Origin of the sequence: Croceitalea dokdonensis DOKDO 023, assembly GCF_001306415.1 — a bacterium.
Classification (GTDB): domain Bacteria; phylum Bacteroidota; class Bacteroidia; order Flavobacteriales; family Flavobacteriaceae; genus Croceitalea; species Croceitalea dokdonensis.
Window position 1 is genome coordinate 732,365 of sequence record NZ_LDJX01000002.1, and the last position, 20,628, is coordinate 752,992.

General features: G+C 41.9%; 15 protein-coding genes. 8 read left to right on the forward strand and 7 right to left on the reverse strand.

From position 1 onward, the window contains the following. Nucleotides 1–18: 18 nt before the first annotated feature. A complete protein-coding gene (locus I595_RS06820; RefSeq protein WP_054558617.1) occupies nucleotides 19–1,917 on the forward strand; it encodes an amidophosphoribosyltransferase in 1,899 nt (632 codons plus the stop codon). An 820-nt stretch (nucleotides 1,918–2,737) separates the two neighbouring features. Here I595_RS06820 and I595_RS06830 read toward each other — a convergent pair. Further along, entirely contained in the window at nucleotides 2,738–3,346 is a 609-nt protein-coding gene (locus I595_RS06830; RefSeq protein ID WP_054558619.1) for a superoxide dismutase, read from the reverse strand. A 114-nt stretch (nucleotides 3,347–3,460) separates the two neighbouring features. Here I595_RS06830 and I595_RS06835 point away from each other — a divergent pair, with 114 nt between their 5' ends. The 4 genes from I595_RS06835 (at nucleotide 3,461) to I595_RS06850 (ending at nucleotide 12,041) form a co-directional block, all read left to right on the forward strand. Beyond that, nucleotides 3,461–6,562 (forward strand): UvrD-helicase domain-containing protein, encoded by a 3,102-nt coding sequence (locus I595_RS06835; protein WP_054558620.1) that lies wholly within the window; start codon nucleotides 3,461–3,463, stop codon nucleotides 6,560–6,562. Between the two features lie 2 nt (nucleotides 6,563–6,564). Then, entirely contained in the window at nucleotides 6,565–7,758 is a 1,194-nt protein-coding gene (gene kbl / locus I595_RS06840) for a glycine C-acetyltransferase (protein ID WP_054558621.1), read from the forward strand. A 112-nt stretch (nucleotides 7,759–7,870) separates the two neighbouring features. Further along, a complete protein-coding gene (locus I595_RS06845; RefSeq protein ID WP_054558622.1) occupies nucleotides 7,871–9,229 on the forward strand; it encodes an OmpA family protein in 1,359 nt (452 codons plus the stop codon). A gap of 61 nt (nucleotides 9,230–9,290) precedes the next feature. Beyond that, nucleotides 9,291–12,041 carry a PD-(D/E)XK nuclease family protein gene (locus I595_RS06850; RefSeq protein ID WP_054558623.1) on the forward strand — a complete coding sequence of 917 codons (2,751 nt, stop codon included), beginning with the start codon at nucleotides 9,291–9,293 and terminating at the stop codon, nucleotides 12,039–12,041. Here the strand turns inward: I595_RS06850 and I595_RS06855 are convergent, their stop codons facing one another. Next, a complete protein-coding gene (locus I595_RS06855) occupies nucleotides 12,042–12,752 on the reverse strand; it encodes an SDR family oxidoreductase (RefSeq protein WP_054558717.1) in 711 nt (236 codons plus the stop codon). A 90-nt stretch (nucleotides 12,753–12,842) separates the two neighbouring features. Here I595_RS06855 and I595_RS06860 point away from each other — a divergent pair, with 90 nt between their 5' ends. Together I595_RS06860 and I595_RS06865 are read left to right on the forward strand one after the other, a co-directional pair. Continuing rightward, a complete protein-coding gene (locus I595_RS06860; RefSeq protein ID WP_054558624.1) occupies nucleotides 12,843–13,910 on the forward strand; it encodes a mevalonate kinase family protein in 1,068 nt (355 codons plus the stop codon). A 3-nt stretch (nucleotides 13,911–13,913) separates the two neighbouring features. Next, nucleotides 13,914–14,786, forward strand: coding sequence for a sugar phosphate nucleotidyltransferase (locus I595_RS06865; RefSeq protein WP_054558625.1), 873 nt, complete (start codon nucleotides 13,914–13,916; stop codon nucleotides 14,784–14,786). A 121-nt stretch (nucleotides 14,787–14,907) separates the two neighbouring features. On the opposite strand, the gene I595_RS06870 is transcribed toward I595_RS06865, so the two are convergent. Next, nucleotides 14,908–15,678, reverse strand: a complete 771-nt coding sequence (locus tag I595_RS06870; protein ID WP_157449667.1) for a hypothetical protein — start codon at nucleotides 15,676–15,678, stop codon at nucleotides 14,908–14,910. 127 nt (nucleotides 15,679–15,805) lie between these two features. Between I595_RS06870 and I595_RS06875 the strand changes: the two genes are divergently transcribed. Continuing rightward, nucleotides 15,806–16,105 carry a hypothetical protein gene (locus tag I595_RS06875; RefSeq protein WP_054558627.1) on the forward strand — a complete coding sequence of 100 codons (300 nt, stop codon included), beginning with the start codon at nucleotides 15,806–15,808 and terminating at the stop codon, nucleotides 16,103–16,105. Between the two features lie 38 nt (nucleotides 16,106–16,143). On the opposite strand, the gene I595_RS06880 is transcribed toward I595_RS06875, so the two are convergent. From I595_RS06880 to I595_RS06890, 4 genes are read right to left on the reverse strand one after another with little or no spacing between them, the layout of a single operon-like run. Then, entirely contained in the window at nucleotides 16,144–17,196 is a 1,053-nt protein-coding gene (locus tag I595_RS06880; protein WP_054558628.1) for a mandelate racemase/muconate lactonizing enzyme family protein, read from the reverse strand. After that, nucleotides 17,196–17,987 (reverse strand): creatininase family protein, encoded by a 792-nt coding sequence (locus I595_RS17100; protein ID WP_083467509.1) that lies wholly within the window; start codon nucleotides 17,985–17,987, stop codon nucleotides 17,196–17,198. Before I595_RS17100 ends, I595_RS06880 begins: the two co-directional genes overlap by 1 nt. Continuing rightward, a complete protein-coding gene (locus I595_RS06885) occupies nucleotides 17,971–19,494 on the reverse strand; it encodes a hypothetical protein (protein WP_083467510.1) in 1,524 nt (507 codons plus the stop codon). Before I595_RS06885 ends, I595_RS17100 begins: the two co-directional genes overlap by 17 nt. Next, a complete protein-coding gene (locus tag I595_RS06890) occupies nucleotides 19,495–20,568 on the reverse strand; it encodes an N-acetyltransferase DgcN family protein (RefSeq protein ID WP_054558629.1) in 1,074 nt (357 codons plus the stop codon). Nucleotides 20,569–20,628 lie beyond the last annotated feature (60 nt).

Consider the following 20,628-nt stretch of genomic DNA (forward strand, 5'->3'; position numbering starts at 1 on the left):
TTTTTATTCGTACAAACTATGAGCGATGCCATAAAACATGAATGTGGAATCTCATTGATTCGATTATTAAAACCGTTGGAGTATTACAAAGAGAAGTACGGCACCGCATTCTATGGGGTAAACAAAATGTACCTCATGATGGAAAAACAACACAATCGCGGTCAGGATGGTGCCGGGTTTGCCAGTATAAAATTGGACATGCAGCCCGGAGAAAGATATATGAGCCGTGTCCGTTCATGCCAGCAACAACCCATACAGGATATTTTTAAGCAAATAAATGACCGTATCAATGCTGCCATCGCGGATGCCCCGCAGCTATGGGACGATGTTGCTAGACAGAAAAAAGAAATTCCCTACATAGGTGAGCTGCTCCTTGGTCATGTACGTTACGGAACCTTTGGAAAAAACAGTATTGAAAGTGTCCACCCTTTTCTTAGGCAAAACAACTGGATGCACCGCAACCTTATTGTGGCAGGAAATTTTAATATGACCAATGTAGATGAACTCTTTGGGAATTTGATTGAGCTGGGCCAGCATCCCAAGGAAATGGCAGATACCATAACGGTGATGGAAAAGATTGGTCACTTTTTGGATGATGCCGTTGCCAAAATCTACAAACAGATTAAAAAAGAAGGTTTCAATAAACGCGAGGCCTCACCCATTATAGCAGAACGGCTAAATGTGGCCAAGGTGCTCAGAAAAGCAGCTAAAAATTGGGACGGCGGATATGCCATGGGCGGACTCTTAGGTCACGGCGATGCTTTTTTATTAAGAGATCCTGCAGGCATTAGGCCCAGTTACTATTACAAGGATGATGAAATTGTAGTGGTGGCATCAGAACGGCCAGTGATTCAGACCGTATTCAATGTTGCCTATGAAGAGGTTAAGGAACTGGACCCGGGCAAGGCCATTATCATCAAAAAAAATGGCAAAGTTTCCTTTGAGGAAATACTAAGTCCAACCGAAAGAAAGGCATGTTCTTTTGAACGCATCTATTTTTCCCGTGGCAGTGATAAAGAAATTTACAAAGAGCGCAAAATGCTGGGGAAACTTGTTTTTCCTGAAATTCTTAGGGCGATAGACAACGACATTGAAAATGCGGTATTCTCCTATATCCCCAACACTGCGGAAACCTCCTTTCTGGGAATGGTTAGGGAAGCGCAAAATTATTTGAACCGTAAAAAAGAAGACCAGATATTGGCATTGGGGCCTAAGATTACCAAAGAAGAACTTCACCGCATCCTAGACGTGAGGCCCAGAATTGAAAAAGTGGCCATTAAAGATGCCAAACTACGGACGTTCATTACACAAGACAATAGTAGGGACGACCTAGTGGCCCATGTTTATGATATTTCCTACGGTTCTGTTAAACCAGAAGATAACCTTGTCATCATAGATGATAGTATTGTACGGGGAACCACTTTAAAAAAGAGTATTTTGAGAATGCTGGATCGCCTCAACCCTAAAAAAATTGTGGTTGTTTCCTCTGCGCCCCAAATTAGATACCCGGATTGTTATGGTATTGATATGGCAAAACTAGAAGACTTTGTTGCTTTTAAAGCAGCATTGGCACTACACAAAGAAAGGGGAACGGAAAAAGATATCGAAAAAATTTACAACAAATGTCTGGGCCAAGTAAAATCCAAGGATAAAGATGTAATCAATTATGTGAAAGAATTCTATGCGCCGTTCACAGCTATTGAAATTTCAAAAAAAATAGGCGAAATCCTAAGTCCACCGGATATTGGTGCCGAAGTGGAAATCATATACCAAACCATAGAAAATTTACATATGGCTTGCCCACACAATTTAGGGGACTGGTATTTTACCGGCAACTATCCTACCCCAGGTGGGAATAAGGTGGTCAATAGGGCTTTTATTAATTTCTTTGAAGGAAAAAATCAAAGGGCATATTAAACCATAAAACGACAAAATATTGCGCTTTATCGATGTTTTTAACACTTAAGCGGTTTTTTAACAAGTTGATGGTTACTCAAACTATATTCGGACCATACCATAGCATAAGTAGGTTAAGTTCATGGTAAGATTTGGGGCAAAAAAGGTGGAGACTTCTCCACCTTTTTTATTTTAACCTTCTTTTTCCCTTCCAAAGAATGGTCACAAGAAACCAAAAGGTAACATTAGATTATCCGCTGGACGGATAAGAATCCACCCAATAATCCGAACATGGATAGCGCTGCCCAGATAAAATTCTTCACAGTTGTGGTATTTAACTACTTAGGTGCTTTTTAAATATCCAGAGGCACATGTAAAAAATTGTAGGAAATCATTGTAGGTTACATGGGTATAAAAATACATTGTTACCATTTACCGCTTTTAATGGGGTTTTATCTAAAACTGCAACTGCCTACACCAGCTTTGCCATACATTTGGAGAACCATAGCATAAGTAGGTTAAGTTCATGGTAAGATTTGGGGAAGAAGGCGGACTATGTCCGCCTTCTTTATGTTTGAAAACCAACACTTTATCGATGAAATGCACATTTTTGGATTTTGCCTCCTCCTCTTCCAAACAAAATAAATGTTAAAATTTCTTTGTTATTTGCCACAATACCAGTAATTTAGTTTTGCCATAGCATAAGTAGGTTAAGTTTATGGTAAGATTTGGGACGAAAAGGGTAAGTTAATTCTTACCCTTTTCTATTTTCAGATATTTTAGAAATTAGGACAAAAAAAATGCGGCAAAAGCCGCATTTGTTCTTTGGGTTTATTGACCCTTATTTATGGGCAGCAAAGTGCTTGCTAACCTTATCCCAATTGATGACATTAAAGAACGCGCCAACATAATCAGGTCTTCTATTTTGGTAGTTTAAATAGTAAGCGTGCTCCCAAACGTCCAAACCTAAAATTGGTGCACCTTCACAACCAACGCCTGGCATAATGGGATTGTCTTGATTAGGGGTGGAACAAACCTCTAACTTTCCGCCTTTGTGCACGCACAACCAAGCCCATCCGGAACCAAACCTTGACCCCGCGGCAGCACTGAACTTTTCTTTGAATGCATCAAAAGAACCAAAGGAAGCATTTATGGCCTCTGCCAATTCTCCGGTTGGGTTTCCTCCGCCATCTGCGGACATCACCTCCCAAAATAAGGCATGGTTATAAAAACCACCTCCATTGTTTCTCACCGCGCCATTGGACATATCCAAATTGGAAAGAATATCAACAATATCCTTACCTTCCAACGCTGTGCCCTCAATAGCTGCGTTAAGTTTGGTCGTGTATCCATTATGATGCTTTGTATGGTGAATTTCCATGGTTCTTGCATCTATATGTGGTTCCAATGCGTCATAGGCATAGGGTAATTTAGGCAATTCAAAAGCCATATTATTTTGTTTTAAAGGTTAATAATAACATTAAACAAAAATACTTATTTAACATATAAAATCGTAAAAAGATATGTTAACAGAATTGTAAGAATGCGTACTTTGCAGTAAAAGATGTTGGGCGGTTCAAGTTTTCAGATTTACAATGCTTCTGCGGGTTCTGGTAAGACTTACCAGCTCACCAAAAATTACCTAAAGATCATTTTGGGGTCCTCTTCATTTACCCCTTTTAGACAAATTTTGGCCCTTACCTTTACCAACAAAGCGGTTGCTGAAATGAAACAACGGATTTTAGATAGTTTGTTTACCTTTTCACAAACCACCGACACACCATCTTCCTTGTTTAACGAAGTTTCCAATGATTTAAACCTGGCCCCAAATGAACTACAAGAAAAAGCAAAACGGTTGCTAAAAGTGCTGCTGCACAATTATTCGTATTTTGAGGTATCTACCATTGACAAATTCAACCATAAACTAATAAGAACCTTTGCCCATGACCTTAAGCTAGAACAAAACTTTGAGGTGGAACTGGACCAAGACCTCCTGCTCAACCAAAGTGTTAATAGGGTATTGAGCAAGGCTGGCAAGGATGCACAGCTTACCAAAGCCCTTCTGGATTTTTCCCTGGAAAAGATAGACAATTTTAATAGTTGGAATATTACCCGCGACCTTGTGGACATAGGGAAAATCCTTTTTCAGGAAAATCATGCCCAGGCATTGGACGAACTTGGGGACAAAAAGATTTCCGAGTTTACCACAGCAAAAAACGCTGTTAAAAAACGAATGGAGGCCTATGGAAACCGCATGGTAGAATGCGCCAATGCATCCTTGGAATTAATGACCGCCAACCAGCTTGTCCCTGCGGACTTTTACCAGTCTTGGTTCCCCAATTTTTTGCAAAAAGTGGCGGCCAAGGATTTTGACATAAACTTTAAGGCCAAATGGAAACAAGATTTAGAAAACGCCACCCTGTACACCAAAACCACCAAAGATGCCATTAAACAAACCATTGATGGTTTACGATCAAGCTTTGTTGCAAACTTCAATAGTTTAAAAGATGCTTTTACCCATTACACTTTCTTGGCAAAGGCCTACAGGAGTTTTCTGCCCTTGACCTTGATCAATGAACTCCGATATGAACTAAAACAATTACAAAAGGAGGAAAACCTGTTGAGCATATCAGAATTCAATGCCATCATTTCCAAAGAAATTAAAAATCAACCCATCCCCTTTATCTATGAGCGTCTGGGCGAAAAATACCGTCATTATTTTATAGACGAGTTTCAAGATACCTCCATAAAACAATGGCAAAACCTGGTGCCACTGATCGCGAATGCCTTAGAGGGAGAGGATGAACAGCGGCAAAAAGGGTCATTAATGTTGGTAGGCGACGTAAAACAAGCCATTTACAGGTGGCGGGGTGGGGAGGCGCTTCAATTTTTAGAGTTGTCCAACGGAAGGCAGCAGCCCTTTATGGTTGCCCCTGACTTTTTTAGGCTCAACCACAACTGGCGCAGTTACAGCACTATTGTTTTATTCAACAATTCATTCTTCACCCATATTGCAAACAAACTGGGAAACAGTGAATACCAAGAGCTCTACAAACTCGGCAACCAACAATTGCCCAACCCAAAGCAGGGTGGTATGGTCCATGTACAATTCCTGGAAGAGGATAAGCAGGCAGAAACACATCCCCATTGTTTGGAGACCCTAAAACAGATACAAAAGTTGATAGCCCATGGAGCTGCCTTTACGGATATTTGTGTATTGGTACGTGACAACAAAAAGGCCCTGCTGCTGGCAGACTATCTAAGCCAAGAGCATATTCCCGTGGTATCCTCAGAGGCCTTACTTTTAAAAAGTAGTCCAGAGGTGAATTTTATCATCCACCTTTGCTATTATCTAACAGGGACCGACAAGCAATACCATGCTTTTGCCATGTTGGAGTTCTTAAACGGTTCTAGTAGCTTAAATCATGATGACATCGTAAAAAAACTCCATTCTTTTGAGGGGTATCTCCAAGAAAACTATCAGGTTGACACCAATCAGCTTAAATGGCAGGGGATGCTAGATGTTGCGGAGCTGGCCATTAAACGGTTTAAACTCGCAGAAGAATCCAATGCTTTCCTTAATTTTTTTGTGGACAGTATTTTTGACTTCAATAAAAAACAGCAGGGCTCTGTAGCTAGTTTTTTAGATTATTGGGAGCTTAAAAAAGATAAACTTGCCATTGCCGCTCCAGAAAAGACCAATGCCGTACAGCTCATGACCGTGCACAAATCCAAAGGTTTGGAATTTCCTTTTGTCATTTCTCCATTTGCCGACACCATAATCAACGATGCCAAGAAAGCGGATAACATATGGGTGCCAGTGAATGCTGATACATTTCAGGGATTTAATTCCATCATGATGAAAGCAAATGAGAGCATCGCTGAATATTCACCTGAGGTAGATGCCGCCTACACAAAAGAGACTCATGCCTCAGAACTGGACGATTTCAATGTTTTGTACGTGGCTATGACCAGGGCTGTACAAGGGCTTTTTGTAATTTGCAATACCCCTAAAAAAGCAAGCTTCAGCTACGCCTCACTACTATCGGACTACGTAGGGCAACAGCCCAATTTTAACGCTGAGCAGGGCTGTTTTATCCTAGGTGACCTGCCCAAGGGAACAACGCAGGCCCCTTTTCAAGACGCTACCATGGGTATACCTTATATATATACCACCAAGACCAAGTATAGTTTTAGACATATTTCCGCGGTAGCAGTTGACCCCGATGCAATGCAGACTGAAGCTGCCCAACGAGGCGAAATACTCCACGCAGCACTTGCAAAAATAACGGACATAACCAACGTGAAACTGGCTGTGGATTGGTTAAACGCACAAAAGCAGCTTACGGAGGCAGAAAAAACCTTTTTTAAAAAACAAGTAGACCAAGTGATTTACAACAAAACGCTGGCACCTTACTTTTCAGAAAGCGCGGTGGTTTGGAACGAAAAGGATATCATTTCCCCGTCTGGAAAAATATACCGGCCAGACCGGGTGGTTTTCTTGGATGAAAAAGCTACGGTCATCGATTACAAAACAGGGACGGTATCCCAAAAACATGAAGAACAGATAACCTCATATGCCCAAATTTTAGGACAAATGGGGCATATTGTAGAAAAAAGTATTATTGTTTATATTGATAAAGAGATTAAAACAACAGTGATTTAACTATGTACGGAAAACTTAAAGAACATCTACAGGCAGAACTTGCGAGTATAGAAGAGGCAGGATTATTTAAAAAGGAGCGCATCATCACTTCGCCCCAAGATGCCGTAATAAAAATAAGTACGGGTGAGGAAGTCATTAATTTTTGTGCCAACAACTATCTTGGGCTCTCTTCCCATCCAGAGGTCATTAAGGCTGCTAAGGATACTTTGGACTCGCATGGTTTTGGCATGTCTTCCGTCCGTTTTATCTGCGGAACGCAGGATATCCATAAGGAGCTGGAAGCCAAGATTGCAGATTTTTATCAAACCGAGGATACCATATTATACGCTGCGGCCTTTGATGCCAATGGTGGTGTGTTTGAGCCATTGTTGACTCATGAAGATGCCATTATATCAGATTCTCTAAACCATGCCTCTATCATAGACGGGGTAAGGCTTTGCAAGGCCAAGCGTTACCGCTATGCCAATAATGACATTGCAGACTTGGAACAACAACTAAAACAAGCCAATGAGGATGGAGCGCGTTTTAAGATCATCGTTACGGATGGGGTCTTTTCCATGGACGGAAAACTCGCCCCCCTGGACAACATTTGTGATTTGGCAGAAACTTATGACGCCTTGGTCATGATAGATGAATGCCATGCGACGGGTTTCATAGGCGAAACGGGCCGTGGCACCTTGGAAGAGATGGGGGTCATGGGTAGAATTGACATCATTACCGGAACCTTGGGCAAGGCACTGGGCGGCGCCATGGGCGGATATACCACCGGAAAAAAGGAAATCATAGAAATCCTAAGGCAACGATCAAGGCCGTATCTGTTTTCCAACTCTCTTGCCCCTACCATTGTTGGGGCATCCATCAAGGTTTTTGAAATGCTAAAATCCGATACAAGCCTGCGGGACAAACTGCACGAGAATACCAGATATTTTAAAGATGGGATGACCAAAGCGGGCTTTGATATCATTGAGGGGGAATCTGCCATTGTTCCCGTAATGCTTTACGACGCAAAACTATCCCAACAAATGGCAGATATGTTGTTGGAGAAGGGCATCTACGTCATTGGTTTTTTCTATCCGGTAGTACCCAAAGAAAAGGCCAGAATACGAGTACAACTCTCCGCAGCACATACCAAGGAACATTTGGATAAGGCCATAGCAGCTTTTATTGACGTTGGACAGACCCTAAAAATCGTTTAACTGTTTTAAAAAATCCATGAAATACACAGAAAAAAAAAGAAAATTGATTTTGTTAATAATTCTTAACAACTTACATTTGCAGCTGATAAACACTTAAACAAAAAATTTTAACATGAAACATCTTAGCAAAATTTTAGTTGTTGCATTAATGGTGTTAGGCTTTAACAACCTACAAGCACAAGACGAAAACAATCCTTGGCAGTTTGGTTTTGGTGTAAATGCAATTGACGTTTACCCAACTAACGACGCATCGGCTTCTTACCCAACCGGGGCATTGTTTGATGAGTATTTTAATGCGAACGACCACTGGAACATTATCCCTTCTATCTCATACGTGAGTGTATCTAAATACATTGGGGATGGTTTCTCTGTAGGTGCAAGAGGTTCTTTAAACCGTATATCTAAATTAGGGGACGTAGCTGTTGATGATTTATCGCACTACGCAATAGATGGTACCATCAAATACAACATCCTTAAAAGCACCAAACTTGATCCTTTTGTTGAGATAGGTGGTGGTTATACTTGGGTTGATGAAATTGGTGCCGGTACCGTTAACGGTGGCCTTGGTTTAAACTACTGGTTTAATGATAACATTGGTTTCACTGTCCAAACACAGTACAAGCACGCTTTTGAAGATTATGGAGTAAAACATTTTCAGCACTTAGCAGGTCTTAGCATCAAATTTGGTGGTACGGATACTGACGGTGACGGCATCTACGATAAAGACGATGCGTGTCCAGAGGTTGCTGGTCTTGAGGCCTTTAACGGTTGTCCAGATTCTGACGGTGATGGTATAGAGGATGGAAAAGATAGCTGTCCTGACCAAGCTGGTTCTAAAGAAATGAACGGTTGTCCTGATGCTGATGGTGACGGAATTGCTGACAAAGATGATGCTTGTCCAAATGAGGCTGGTACAGCTGCACTAGCCGGTTGTCCTGATGCTGACGGTGACGGTGTTGCTGACAAAGACGATGAATGTCCTAACGAAGCAGGTCCTGCTGAAAACAAAGGATGCCCTTGGCCAGATGCTGATGGTGACAGTGTTCTTGACAAAGATGACCAGTGTCCACAAGTTGCTGGAACTGTAGCCAACAACGGTTGTCCTGAAGTAACTGAAGAAGTTCAAAAGCAATTAAATGATTATGCTAGAACTATCTTATTTGATACTGGTAAAACATCCATCAAAGCAGAATCTACAGGTGTCATGGTGGATATCATCCAAATCTTGAATGAGTACCCAACCGCTAAATTCACTGTGGAAGGCCATACAGATAGCGTAGGTAGTGCTAAACTTAACCAATCACTTTCTGAGAAAAGAGCTAACGCCGTTAGGGACTTCTTGGTAGAAAAGGGAATTGGTGCAGATAGGTTGTCTGCCATAGGATATGGTGAAGAAAAGCCAATCGCTACCAACAATACCAGAGCTGGTAGAACACAAAACAGAAGGGTTGAAATCAACTTAGTGAAATAAGTTTAAGTATTTATATCAATAAAAGCCCCGACCAAGTCGGGGCTTTTCTTTTTTATACCCGATGCAAAGTTTTTTATCCCAAGTAGCCAAGCACCTTATTCAAAACCATCCCCAGTTAGATGGTCTTGTGCTTGTATTACCTAGCAATAGGGCCGCAACGTTCTTGAGCAATGCCTTATCCAAGGCCATTAGCAAACCTATGCTGCTTCCAAGACTGCTAAGTATTGAAACTTTTATTACGGAACTTTCTGCCCTACAACCCACCACGCCCCATGAACTGCCCATTCACCTATATGACGCCTACCTTAGTTTAAACCCAGAGCCTGCGGCCAAATACTTGGAGTTTTTAAGTTGGGGACAAACGCTCCTTAATGATTTTGATGAAATAGACCGTTACCTCACACCGCACAACCAATTATTCGACTACCTGACTGCGGCCGATGAAATTAAATCTTGGTACTTAAAGCCAAAAAACCAAACCCCTTTGGTACAGCAGCATTTTAATTTTCTTAGGGAGCTAAAAGGGCTTTACCATACCTTGGAACAAAAACTGGATAAAGATAACCTAGGATACCAAGGAAAACGGTACCGCCAAGCTGTGGCTAACCTCCCGACTTATCTGGAGGACAACCCCAGACTCCATTATGGATTTATTGGATTCAATGCCTTCAATACGGCAGAGGAAACCATCGTAAAGAAACTATTGGAAGCCGGGACCATTACCTTGTACTGGGATTTGGACCCCTATTTTAAGCCCGATGGAATACACGATGCCAATTATTTTATCAAAAACCACACTAAAAAATGGGACACCGCTACCGCTGCCCACTGGTTCTCCGCAGATGATTCCTATCTATCGGAAAAAAACATACAAATAACAGGTGTGCCAAAAAATAGCAGTCAAGCCAATTATGTTGGTTCCCTGTTGCACCAACTTTCGGAGGAGATTGCCGCGGCTCCCGTTGCCCTTGTCCTTTCTGATGAATCCCTATTGCCATTGGTTCTGCATGCCATTCCAAAAACCGTGGAGAATATTAATGTAACCATGGGCTATCCTTTGGGCAATACAGAAAGTTTTCAACTAATCCATCAACTACTTGCCCTGTGCAGCAGAAGCTCCCGTTTGGCCTTCACCCGTCAGGAGATGCAAACCTTATTTTCCAACCCCTTTTTCCAATCTTACGTCAACCAACGGAATGCATCTGGTAGTGCATATATTTTAAATAGAATACAACAACAAAACTATAGCAGTTTAACCCGCCAGCAACTTGCGGATTTATTGCCCAATTCCTTGGAGGCACTGCGGCTCTTTATAGTCGAGCAAATACCAAAAACAGCCTCGTTCATTGGCCTTTTAAAAAACCTCATCACGCATTTGGGCCCAAAGTTTAAGGCTGATGGGAATACCTTGGAAGTACAGGCCCTGCAAACCATTACAACCATTCTTGACACCTTCCAGGATATTACAGAGAAAAAGAATTACCTACAACTATTGGCCAACAGCGAACCCCTTTTCCATGCGCTATGTAAGAACAAGTCTCTTGATCTTAAGGGAAACCCCTTTAAAGGGCTACAGATCATGGGAATGCTGGAAACCCGTTGTTTGGATTTTGAAACCGTCATTATTATGTCCGTCAATGAGGGTATCCTCCCCGCCGGGAAAACTCAGAATTCCTTTATACCACTTGATGCTAAAATTGAATTTGGACTGCCTACCTATAAGGAGAAGGATGCGGTCTACACCTATCACTTTTACCGGTTGCTCCAACGTGCCAGACAGATATTCATTACCTACAATACAGAGACAGATGTGCTAGAGGGTGGGGAAAAGAGCAGACTTATTGCCCAGCTCCTTACCGATGAAAACATCAATCCCTACATTACCCATACCATATCTTCCCCAGACATACCGATTACCCCAACAAGCATGGTGCACGTTCAAAAAACGGAAGGCTTGATTACTGCCCTTACGGAATTATGTGAAAGTGGTCTGTCCCCCACCTCCCTCAGCACTTATATTGAAGACCCTTACGCCTTTTACAAAAGGTATATCCTTAACATTGATGAACCACAGCCGGTAACCAATACCATTGCCCCAAACTTGTTCGGCACCATTATTCATGATACTTTGGAAGAACTGTATGCCCCTTTTTTAAACAAACGTTTAACCGCCGACCAACTTAAAAAAACCAAAGAGGACGTAAACCGGGTCGTTCAAAAACAATTTGCCAAAACCTACTCGGACAGTTCCATAGACCACGGACAAAATTTAATTGTGTACCAAGTCCTTGTAAGATATATTCAAAACCAACTAGATTATGAAATACAACAGTGCCAAAAACATGACATAGTACTTCTTGGCCTGGAACAGAAACTTGAGGCGTTCTTAAAGGTTCCTGGATTGGATAAAACCATAAAAATTAAAGGAAAACTAGACCGTGTGGATAGATACGATGGCCATATTAGAATTTTGGATTATAAAACGGGTAACGTTCTTTCTTCCAATGTCCTGATCAGTTCCTTTGAGGAGGTAGTTACCCAAAAACAAAAAAACAAAGCGTTCCAACTTCTCTGCTATGCCCTCATGTACTCTAAAACAATGGGAAATCAACCCCTTTTGGCCGGTATCATTCCAATAAAAAATATGGGGAACGGTATTCTCCAATTTGCCCTAAAAACTTCTGGAAAACCTTCCAATAGAAACCCCATTATTGACCAACAGGTTCTGGACCAATTTGAAGAAGCCCTAATTGGTCTCATTAGGGGTATGTTTAATTCCAAGGAGAACCTTATAGCATCGGCGGATACGTAGTTATTTTAAATCCGGTCTGGTTGGTCTCACTTCTATTTTGCTGGGCAGTGTTCTTGGATGCATCAGTAGTAAATCGATCACCAACTTGCCAATATCCTCTGGTTGTATTTTCCAAGCGTCCTTTTCCGATGGCTCATTGCCATTAAAATAGGTAGCTACGGAACCGGGCATGATCGTGGTTACCTTAATTCCATATTTGCGCAAATCCAACATCGCCGCCTGCGTAAAGCCAACCACCCCAAATTTTGTGGCATTATACCCAGCGCCACTAGCAAAAAAGTTGGTTCCCGCCAAGCTGGCCAGGGTCATATAGTACCCTTTAGAGGCCTTTAAGGCTTCCATGGCAGCCTTTAGGGTATAAAAGGCCCCTGTTAGGTTGGTTTGGACCATTTGGTTCCAGTCTTCCACCTCCATCTGGTCCACTGGTGCAAAATGCCCTACGCCCGCATTGGCCAATACAACATCCAGCTTTCCCCAAGTATCTATGATTTTATTTACAGCCGTTACTTCGTTTTGGAAGTTGGTGACATTAGATGTAATGCCCAAAACTGAACCCTTGTTTCCCAAACGCTCCACTGCCTTCCCAACGGCATCCTGGTTTCTTCCACTTATGGCAACTTTCATCCCCATTTGCAGTAAGGATTGTGCTACCCCATAACCAATTCCCTTAGTCCCGCCCGTGATATAGGCCACTTTTCCTTTTATATCCATATCAAATCGTTTAAAACCAAAAATAATATGCCTTAACCCTAAAAAAATCTTAATTTCCAAATATTATTGTATTCGATTTACGTTATCCCAATGATTCACATTAAAGCACCGGCACGGGTTTGTCTATTTGGTGACCACCAAGATTATTTAGGATTGCCCATTATTGCATGTGCCATTGATAGGCATATAACCCTTAATGCCCATCCCAACGAGGCCTCAGAACTCTGTATCCGTTTTTTGGACATTGACCAGAAGAGACAGATTCCCGTTCCCTATCTCTTCCATAATTACCATCCAGAAGATACGTTGCTAGCTGCTTTAAAAGTATTGCAGAGATACAACTGCGCTCCGGACAAGGGCTATGATATCACCATCAGTGGGAACATTCCCATTAACGCCGGTCTCTCAAGTTCCTCCGCTTTGGTCATATGTTGGGTCGCCTTCCTTCTAAAAGCTTTTGGTGGGCCTTTGCAGTATAATCAAGAATTTATTGCCAAAATAGCTTATGAGGCAGAGGTAGTGGAGCAAAATAGCCCTGGCGGTAAAATGGACCAATACAGCATTGCATTGGGCAATATCATCTATTTGGAAACTACTGGTAACAACGCCTACCGTACCTTTCCCCACAAATTGCCGGGATTGGTGATTGGCGAATCTGGCATTCCCAAAAATACCTTGGGCCTATTGGCGGAAAAACGCCAAATGGCCCTTGAAGCGCTCGAATTTCTTAAACAGGATGCTATTCTTTTTGATGTAAGAAAGGTTGATGCGGCATCCATCAGCAGCTATCTGGATGCATTGCCACGTAAATTAAGGCCCTATTTTAACGCTGCCGTGGGAAACTACCTTGTTACCCAAAAAGCGCTTTTGGAAATGGAAAAGAACGAATTGGACTTACCAACTATTGGCAAATTAATGACAGAACACCACACTTTTTTGGAAAGGGATTTAAAAATTACCGTACCTAAAATTGATGCGATGATACGCGCGGCACTCCAATACGGTGCCTATGGTGCCAAAATTGTAGGCTCTGGTGGTGGTGGGTGCATGGTTGCGCTGGTTCCCCAAGGGAAGGAAAATGCCATTATTGAACATCTTAAAAATTTGGGAGCTACCGATGCCTATACGGTGGCAGTCTCAAATGGTATAACCCTATAGACCATGGTCAAACATCTTATTATCCTAGCAGGAGGTGCATCTTCCAGGATGAAGCAAAACACACTGGAAACCTCTTTGTCCAAAGACACCCTTAAACAAGCCAATACCCGAAACAAGGGATTGATTGAAATAGGGGAGCAAAACGTTCCCTTCCTTCATTATCTGTTATACCACGTAAAAAAAGCTGGATTTGCGTCCGTTTACATTGTGATTGGCGAAACGGACACCCTTTTCCAAGAAGTATACGGGAACAAGGATCAAAACAACACCTTTAAAGGGCTACGTGTTTCTTTTGTAAGGCAATATATCCCAAACGGAAGAGCCAAGCCTTATGGGACCGCAGATGCGGTCTTTCAGGCCTTGGAACAGTACCCACATTTGCAGACCTCTACCTTTGTGGTGTGCAACTGTGACAATCTTTACTCCCTGCAAGCATTCAAAAACCTCAGGGAAACGCAAGCGCAAAACGCCTTAATGGGCTATGACAGGGACAACTTACAATATCCTTTGGAGCGCATTGCAAGGTTTGCCTTAATGAAGATGGATAATCACGGTTTTCTGCTGGATATAGTAGAAAAACCGTCTCCCATAGAGACGGATCATTTTTATGACGCCGCAGGAAAGCTCAGGGTTAGCATGAACATTTTTAAGTTTGACGGGCAATTATTCTACCCTTTTCTAAGGGACTGCCTCGTGCATCCAGAACGTAACGAAAAAGAACTTCCTACGGCATTATTGAATATGGTGGGAGAACATCCAAAAAGTGTAAAGGTAATTCCGATAGCGGAGCATGTCATTGATTTAACCAGTAAGGACGATATTTTAAATGTTGATGCCTATTTAAAAACGCAATTTCCGCATGGGTTGGATTGGTAATGCCTTAAGCTGTTTATGCTGAAGCTTTTTCCAGGTTAAGCGTATTCCCATAGCGCAAATCACGCCCTAAACCAGCTCAGGTAATATGAGCAAGGGACACTACTTTCAAAAGCAATTTTTTTTACCACATCTCCCTGTATAAGCTTTTGAAAAAATTATAACGGTGGTTGACTATGGCCGTGAGGTCTGGGTTTGTTGTTTTGGCAAATTGCGAAAGGGACAGGGCCTCTTCTTTTTGTTTCCCCAAAATCTCAAAAGTGATGGGGCTACCATAAAAAATATCCTTTAAAAGACTTTTGTTTATTCGTTGAAATTCACTCATCTGCTCGTCAGGCTCAAATTGAGCCACCACAATCTTTGATTTCCAAATCTTGGCCAGTTCTATGAAAAGTCCAAGCTCCCTTCTTTTAAAGGCCCTTTTGAAATTGGTTGAAAATAGGATGCGAGTAGGTTTTCTGAAAGTGTTTTCCTTTGGGACTACCAAAATGGGAACGCCTTTTACCTTTTTAAGGACATTGAGCACAAAACGACCCATGAACACTTCATGGATTGCCATTGTCCATTTAGTCTGCATGATGATGGCATCTATTTTTTCAGCCACCAAAATTTTGTTCATTTCTCCTGGCAAAGTGATGGGCGTGGTACCTATTGTAAATTTATGGTCAGATTTTCTATTGTTGTGAATAAACCTCATTAATAGCTGTTCCATTATCACCTTATTACCCTCAGCAGAATCCGTTGGCCTAACCTGCGCACCTTTTGAGTTTATAGCACCTTCCAAAATACCAACAATATGAAAGTGGGCAGGCGAGTTCTGAAACAATAGCCTAGAGTAAGAAACGGAACACCATGTGTTCTCCACAGGATTGATGGGTATCATTAGCTTTTTCAAAATGTGCTCATTTGAAGTTGCTTTGCCTAGAATAAATGTATTCAATTAGGTCATTACTTTTTTAAAAATATGATGTGACCCCAAGTAGTTTTGGTGTATCAATAACATAACCCATTTGAATTAAGAAATGAAAACACTTTTAATTGCTTTGAGCACAATTTTGGCCGTAGCTACCACACAGGAGGTGGAAACAATCACTGCAACCTTTAATGGCTACGAGGATGGTATCTTTTATTTTGAGGATAGCGAAGGTTACAATTTGGAATTTGAACAGATTGATGATAAGGCCTTGCAAAAATTTGACTTGGTTTCAGAAGACTTCAACGGAAAAACATTTAAGATTTCCTATACTTCGGAAACAGATTTGGACGAGGAGGGCGAGGAAATTTCAATAAGTAAAATCGTAGATTTAAAATTGATCAAGTAGGACCAAAAAAGGCACTTAAAACGTGCCTTTTTTAATGCCTATACCCCAAGCCCGTTTTTAAGGTTGGGATACATTGTCCCATTTCTGATAACAACCATTCCAGCAAAAGGGTCCTGTATAAAATCAAGGTGTCCATCTAAATCTGCATAGCCAATGTTAGGGCGCGATAGGGCAAAATGCAGCCCAGCGGATATTCCCAAACCGCACTCATCCAAACAGCCTACCATTACTTGTAGGCCTGCTGCTTTGGCCACGGAATTGATATGCATACCTTCGCGGATACCCCCAACCTTCATCAACTTAATATTGACCATGTTGATCTGTTCCTTTCTTGCCAATTCATAAACGTCATCCAAGGTTTTAATGCTTTCGTCAGCCATAACGGGCAACGCTACAGCTTTGGAAATGGCCCCCAATAATTTGGCCTTGTCCACGGCGCTAGGCTGTTCAAAGATTTCAATATTGGCATTTTTGGTTTCCTTAAAAAATTTTATGGCACGCTCAAGATCATAGCCTTGGTTGGCATCAAAACGTAATTTAATATTTGGGTGGACTTCAAAAATTTTATTGACCTTTTCAATATCCTCGTCAACGCTTAGACCACCCTTTAGTTTTAAGACGGTAAAGCCTTGCCCCACAAAATCCGAAGCCTTTTTAAGGGTGTCTTCCAAAGGTAAAATGCCAATGGTTATACTGGTAGGAATAAAAGTGCGGTAGCCCCCTAAAAATTGGTATAATGGCACCCCCATTTTCTTTGCGGCAATATCCAAAAGGGCCATATCCACCATGGCCAACGCAGAAGATTTCTTATTAAACAATACGGCCAATTCTTGTAGCAGTCTAGAAGTGTCCAGAGGGTTTTTATCCCTTAAAAAAGGGATGATAATTCCTTTGATATTGTTCTCTACCTCCGCAAAAGACTCTTGTGTAACTTCTTGGTCCGGAGCGGCACAACCGTAGCCTACAATATTGGTGTCCGTCTCTATTTTCAATATAAAATTAACTGCCCTATCCACGGTCTCATAAGCAATGGTGTACGGTTCCGTAAGCTTTAGGTCTAAGCGCTCATAACTAACATGGGTTATTTTCATTAGTACCGTTTTTGATAAAGGTCTTCCAAAGGGGTGTTTTTAATGGATTCCACAAAGTGGACCATGTTCTTGATCATAACGTCCCAAAGTCTTTTCCCTTTGTCCGCGGTTGCCTTGGTGGCATCTCCCATAACGCCACTCTCCGAAATTTTACTGGTGCGCACGTACCAACTAACGCCACGTTTGTTGTCAAAGTCCAGAAAATTGCTCCCAAAGGATAGGGTGGCATCCACAGCTTTGTCCATTTGGACCAATTCTGGCCGTAATGCCAAACTGGTACTTGTCTCAATTTCACCGGCATGGGCGTCATTTGGGGTAGCTATCATAGCGCTAACATCTACATCACTGGTCTCTCCTGTGTCCACACAGACAAATATTTTGGCGTCCCGATTAATCATTTGGGCGGCATAACTTAAGGTGGGTGCATTATCCCCATGGCCATTAAGGATAATGATTTTCTTCACCCCATTTTTAGCCAAGCTCATCCCAAGATCGTACACAAATTTTGATAGGGCTTCATTGGTTACGCTCAATGTTCCTTTAAAATCTTCATGATGATATGAAACCCCAAACGGAATTGCAGGCAACACCAAAGGCTTAGGTTCTTGGCAGGCTTTGGCAACTTCAAAGGCCATATACTTGGCGTCGTAATAATCAATATCTACCGGAAGGTGTGGGCCGTGCTGTTCTATTGCACCACAGGGCAAGATTACCGTATCAACAGTTTTAAGGTATGCTTCAATCTCTGGCCATGTCTTTAACGCCCAGAGAAAACTATATTTTTTTGTCATTTTTTTGTTTTAAAGGATAATAGGCTGCTTCAAAAGCTAAATCTTCAAATGCTATGTCGTGCCATTTCTTGTCTTTTTGTTTTGAAATACCGACTGAATATTGGTTCGATATTTCCATTAGTTTTTTGCGGATATGTTTTGGTATATCTTCCAACTTGCTGCGTTCATTGTCAAACCGTAGCTTCATAATTTGCGGATGGGGCTTTGCCAATCTTTGGGTATGTGCGTTCTTCGGAAGTTTTCCCTTTGCTACCAACAAATGGTATAAATGTGCGACATCACTGCCAATTTGTTTCACACTTTGTTCACTCAGATTTTTTAAAGCTTGTGCTATTTGTACGTCACTATAGCCACAACGTTTGGGGTCTTCATCCAAAGCGGTCAACATACCCACGATGCGACGGCATTTTTCACACTTCCCACAAGGTAACATCCTTCTGTTTTCTTCATGCGCTGCATGACAGGACACTTGTTGTCTTTGCAGCTCTGGATAGCGTTTGACCAACACTTTTAGAATCAAAAGTTCTGAAAGGCTACGAAGAATGGAATACTGATTCATGTTCCATCCTTTTTTATGATAATAGCGGGTTAAAGCATTGTCAAAATATTTGCTTTGGTCGTACAGCGCATGGTAATGGCTGATTCCATTGCAATTGCCCTTTACCGTGGTATCAAATTCGTTTCCAATCAAAATATTGCCAAGCCGTCTCTTTCTTGCTATGGGCAGTACCCCGAACAAGAAAACGGCCACGGTCCAAAGACGGATGGGATATATATCTGCCCTGATATTTTGAAAATTTTCTTTAATGAAGGGCATTTGTCTCACCATCCAATTAAAAATACGGTCACTGTTGCACCAAGGTTTTGCGGTATTTGGCTCTATTTCTTTAAAATGGTTGTGTGCGTTAACCGCAGTAAACCAATGCCGCCCACTTTCGTTAATGAACACGGGATGGGCCACTCCAATCTCATTGATAATCCCGTAGGTCAATAAACTGTCCTTACCGCCGCTGCTCAAGATAGCGTATTCATTATCCAGGGTTGTTGCATTTTCCTTTTGTACTTCCAGATTTGAAAACGGATACCCATCAAAAATGACCTCCGCTGCCGTATATCGTTCCTTCTTTTCAACCTCTAAAGCATCAAAAGGAGGTTTCAAAAATTGATTTTTGGACAGAAATTTGTGCACCAAGATTTCTCTTGAGGTATTTTCCAGCATATCCAACAAAAAACGTTGGTCCGTTGCATCAAACAAACCTTCAAAAACCATCCTTTTACAAAACATGCCATAGTTTAAGGCCACCTGGGATACCATCATGGAAGCAAGATTTACATCTGCCGGTTCTTTTTTGTTGAAGTAAGGTTGGTCATAACTATAGATCAACTCCTTGGCGACGACATTGCCGTTGGCATGGGTCAACGAATAGGTTGCCCTTACCCGCTTGGGCTCTATTATGAGCTGGTGAACCTTTAGTTCCTTAAACACCACCAAATCTGACTGTGTCATTTATTTGATATGTTTTTTTAACAGTGCGATTAAGGGTTCTGCTCCAAACTTAAGGACGTCAAAGGCGGGGATGCCCGTTTCCTTTTCCAAAGCCTCGCAAGCAGGTAAAATTTCGTCATCGGTCATGTTCTCGTGGTTTACGGTAATGGCAATGACCTTTTTTCCAGAGATAACCTCAATGGCCTGCACCTGTTGGTTGATGGGATGCATGGGGTATCCCGGAAAACCATCATATTCCAAGCGCTTTGGAGCATGCTGCAAAATGACAAAATCTGGTCTCCCGGCAGCCAAAATCTCAAAACCTCCGGGGTAGGCCGGGTTCATTAAACTGCCCTGACCTTCTATGATGATGACATCTGGTTGTTCATTTTTATAGGCACTTACCACGGCATGTTCAATTTCTCCGGAAACAAAATCGTTAATACAGCTATCCATGACCATGCTGTATTTGGCACCCTGCATCCATGCCGTTTGGCCGGTCCCGATCATTTCTGCCTTTACGCCAGCTTTTCTAAAGGCATGGACCAATATCCAGGCCGTGGTACGTTTGCCCAAGGCGGAATCCGTTCCCAAAACTGCCAATTTTAAACAATCTACCTTTTCAATTTCCCCCGTAAAAAAATGCAGTTGGTCCCGATCTGGGGTTTTTCTGATGTCCCTAATGGTACAGCCGTTATCAAATGCCAATTGGACCAAGATCTTGTCATTGGTCAAAAAATCATGCAAGCCACTATCTACGTTCCAGCCCATCTCAAGGGCATTTTTTATGGTTTCTTTAGCGACTTTGGGTAGTCGCCCTCCATCAGGGGCTAAACCAATGACCAAATATTTTGGATGGATGCCTGCATTGTTCAACTTCTTCACCGCCTCAGAAAAACTCCTAAAAATGAGGATCTGGTTTGGCTTTCCGTCCAGCACTTCCCCCGCATCCATTCCTGTGTAATTACTGTCTATGACCCCAACCACTTCATATCTTTCCGTAAAACGTACCAGTCCGTGGGCAGTTTTTCCGTTAGGTGTATTAAACGCACCCTCGCAATAGACAAGGGCTTTTCCATCGATTGATTTTTTCATTTGATTAAAAATTTTAGCCTACCACGCATAGGCCATTAAAAATTTGTGATTTGTTGGACC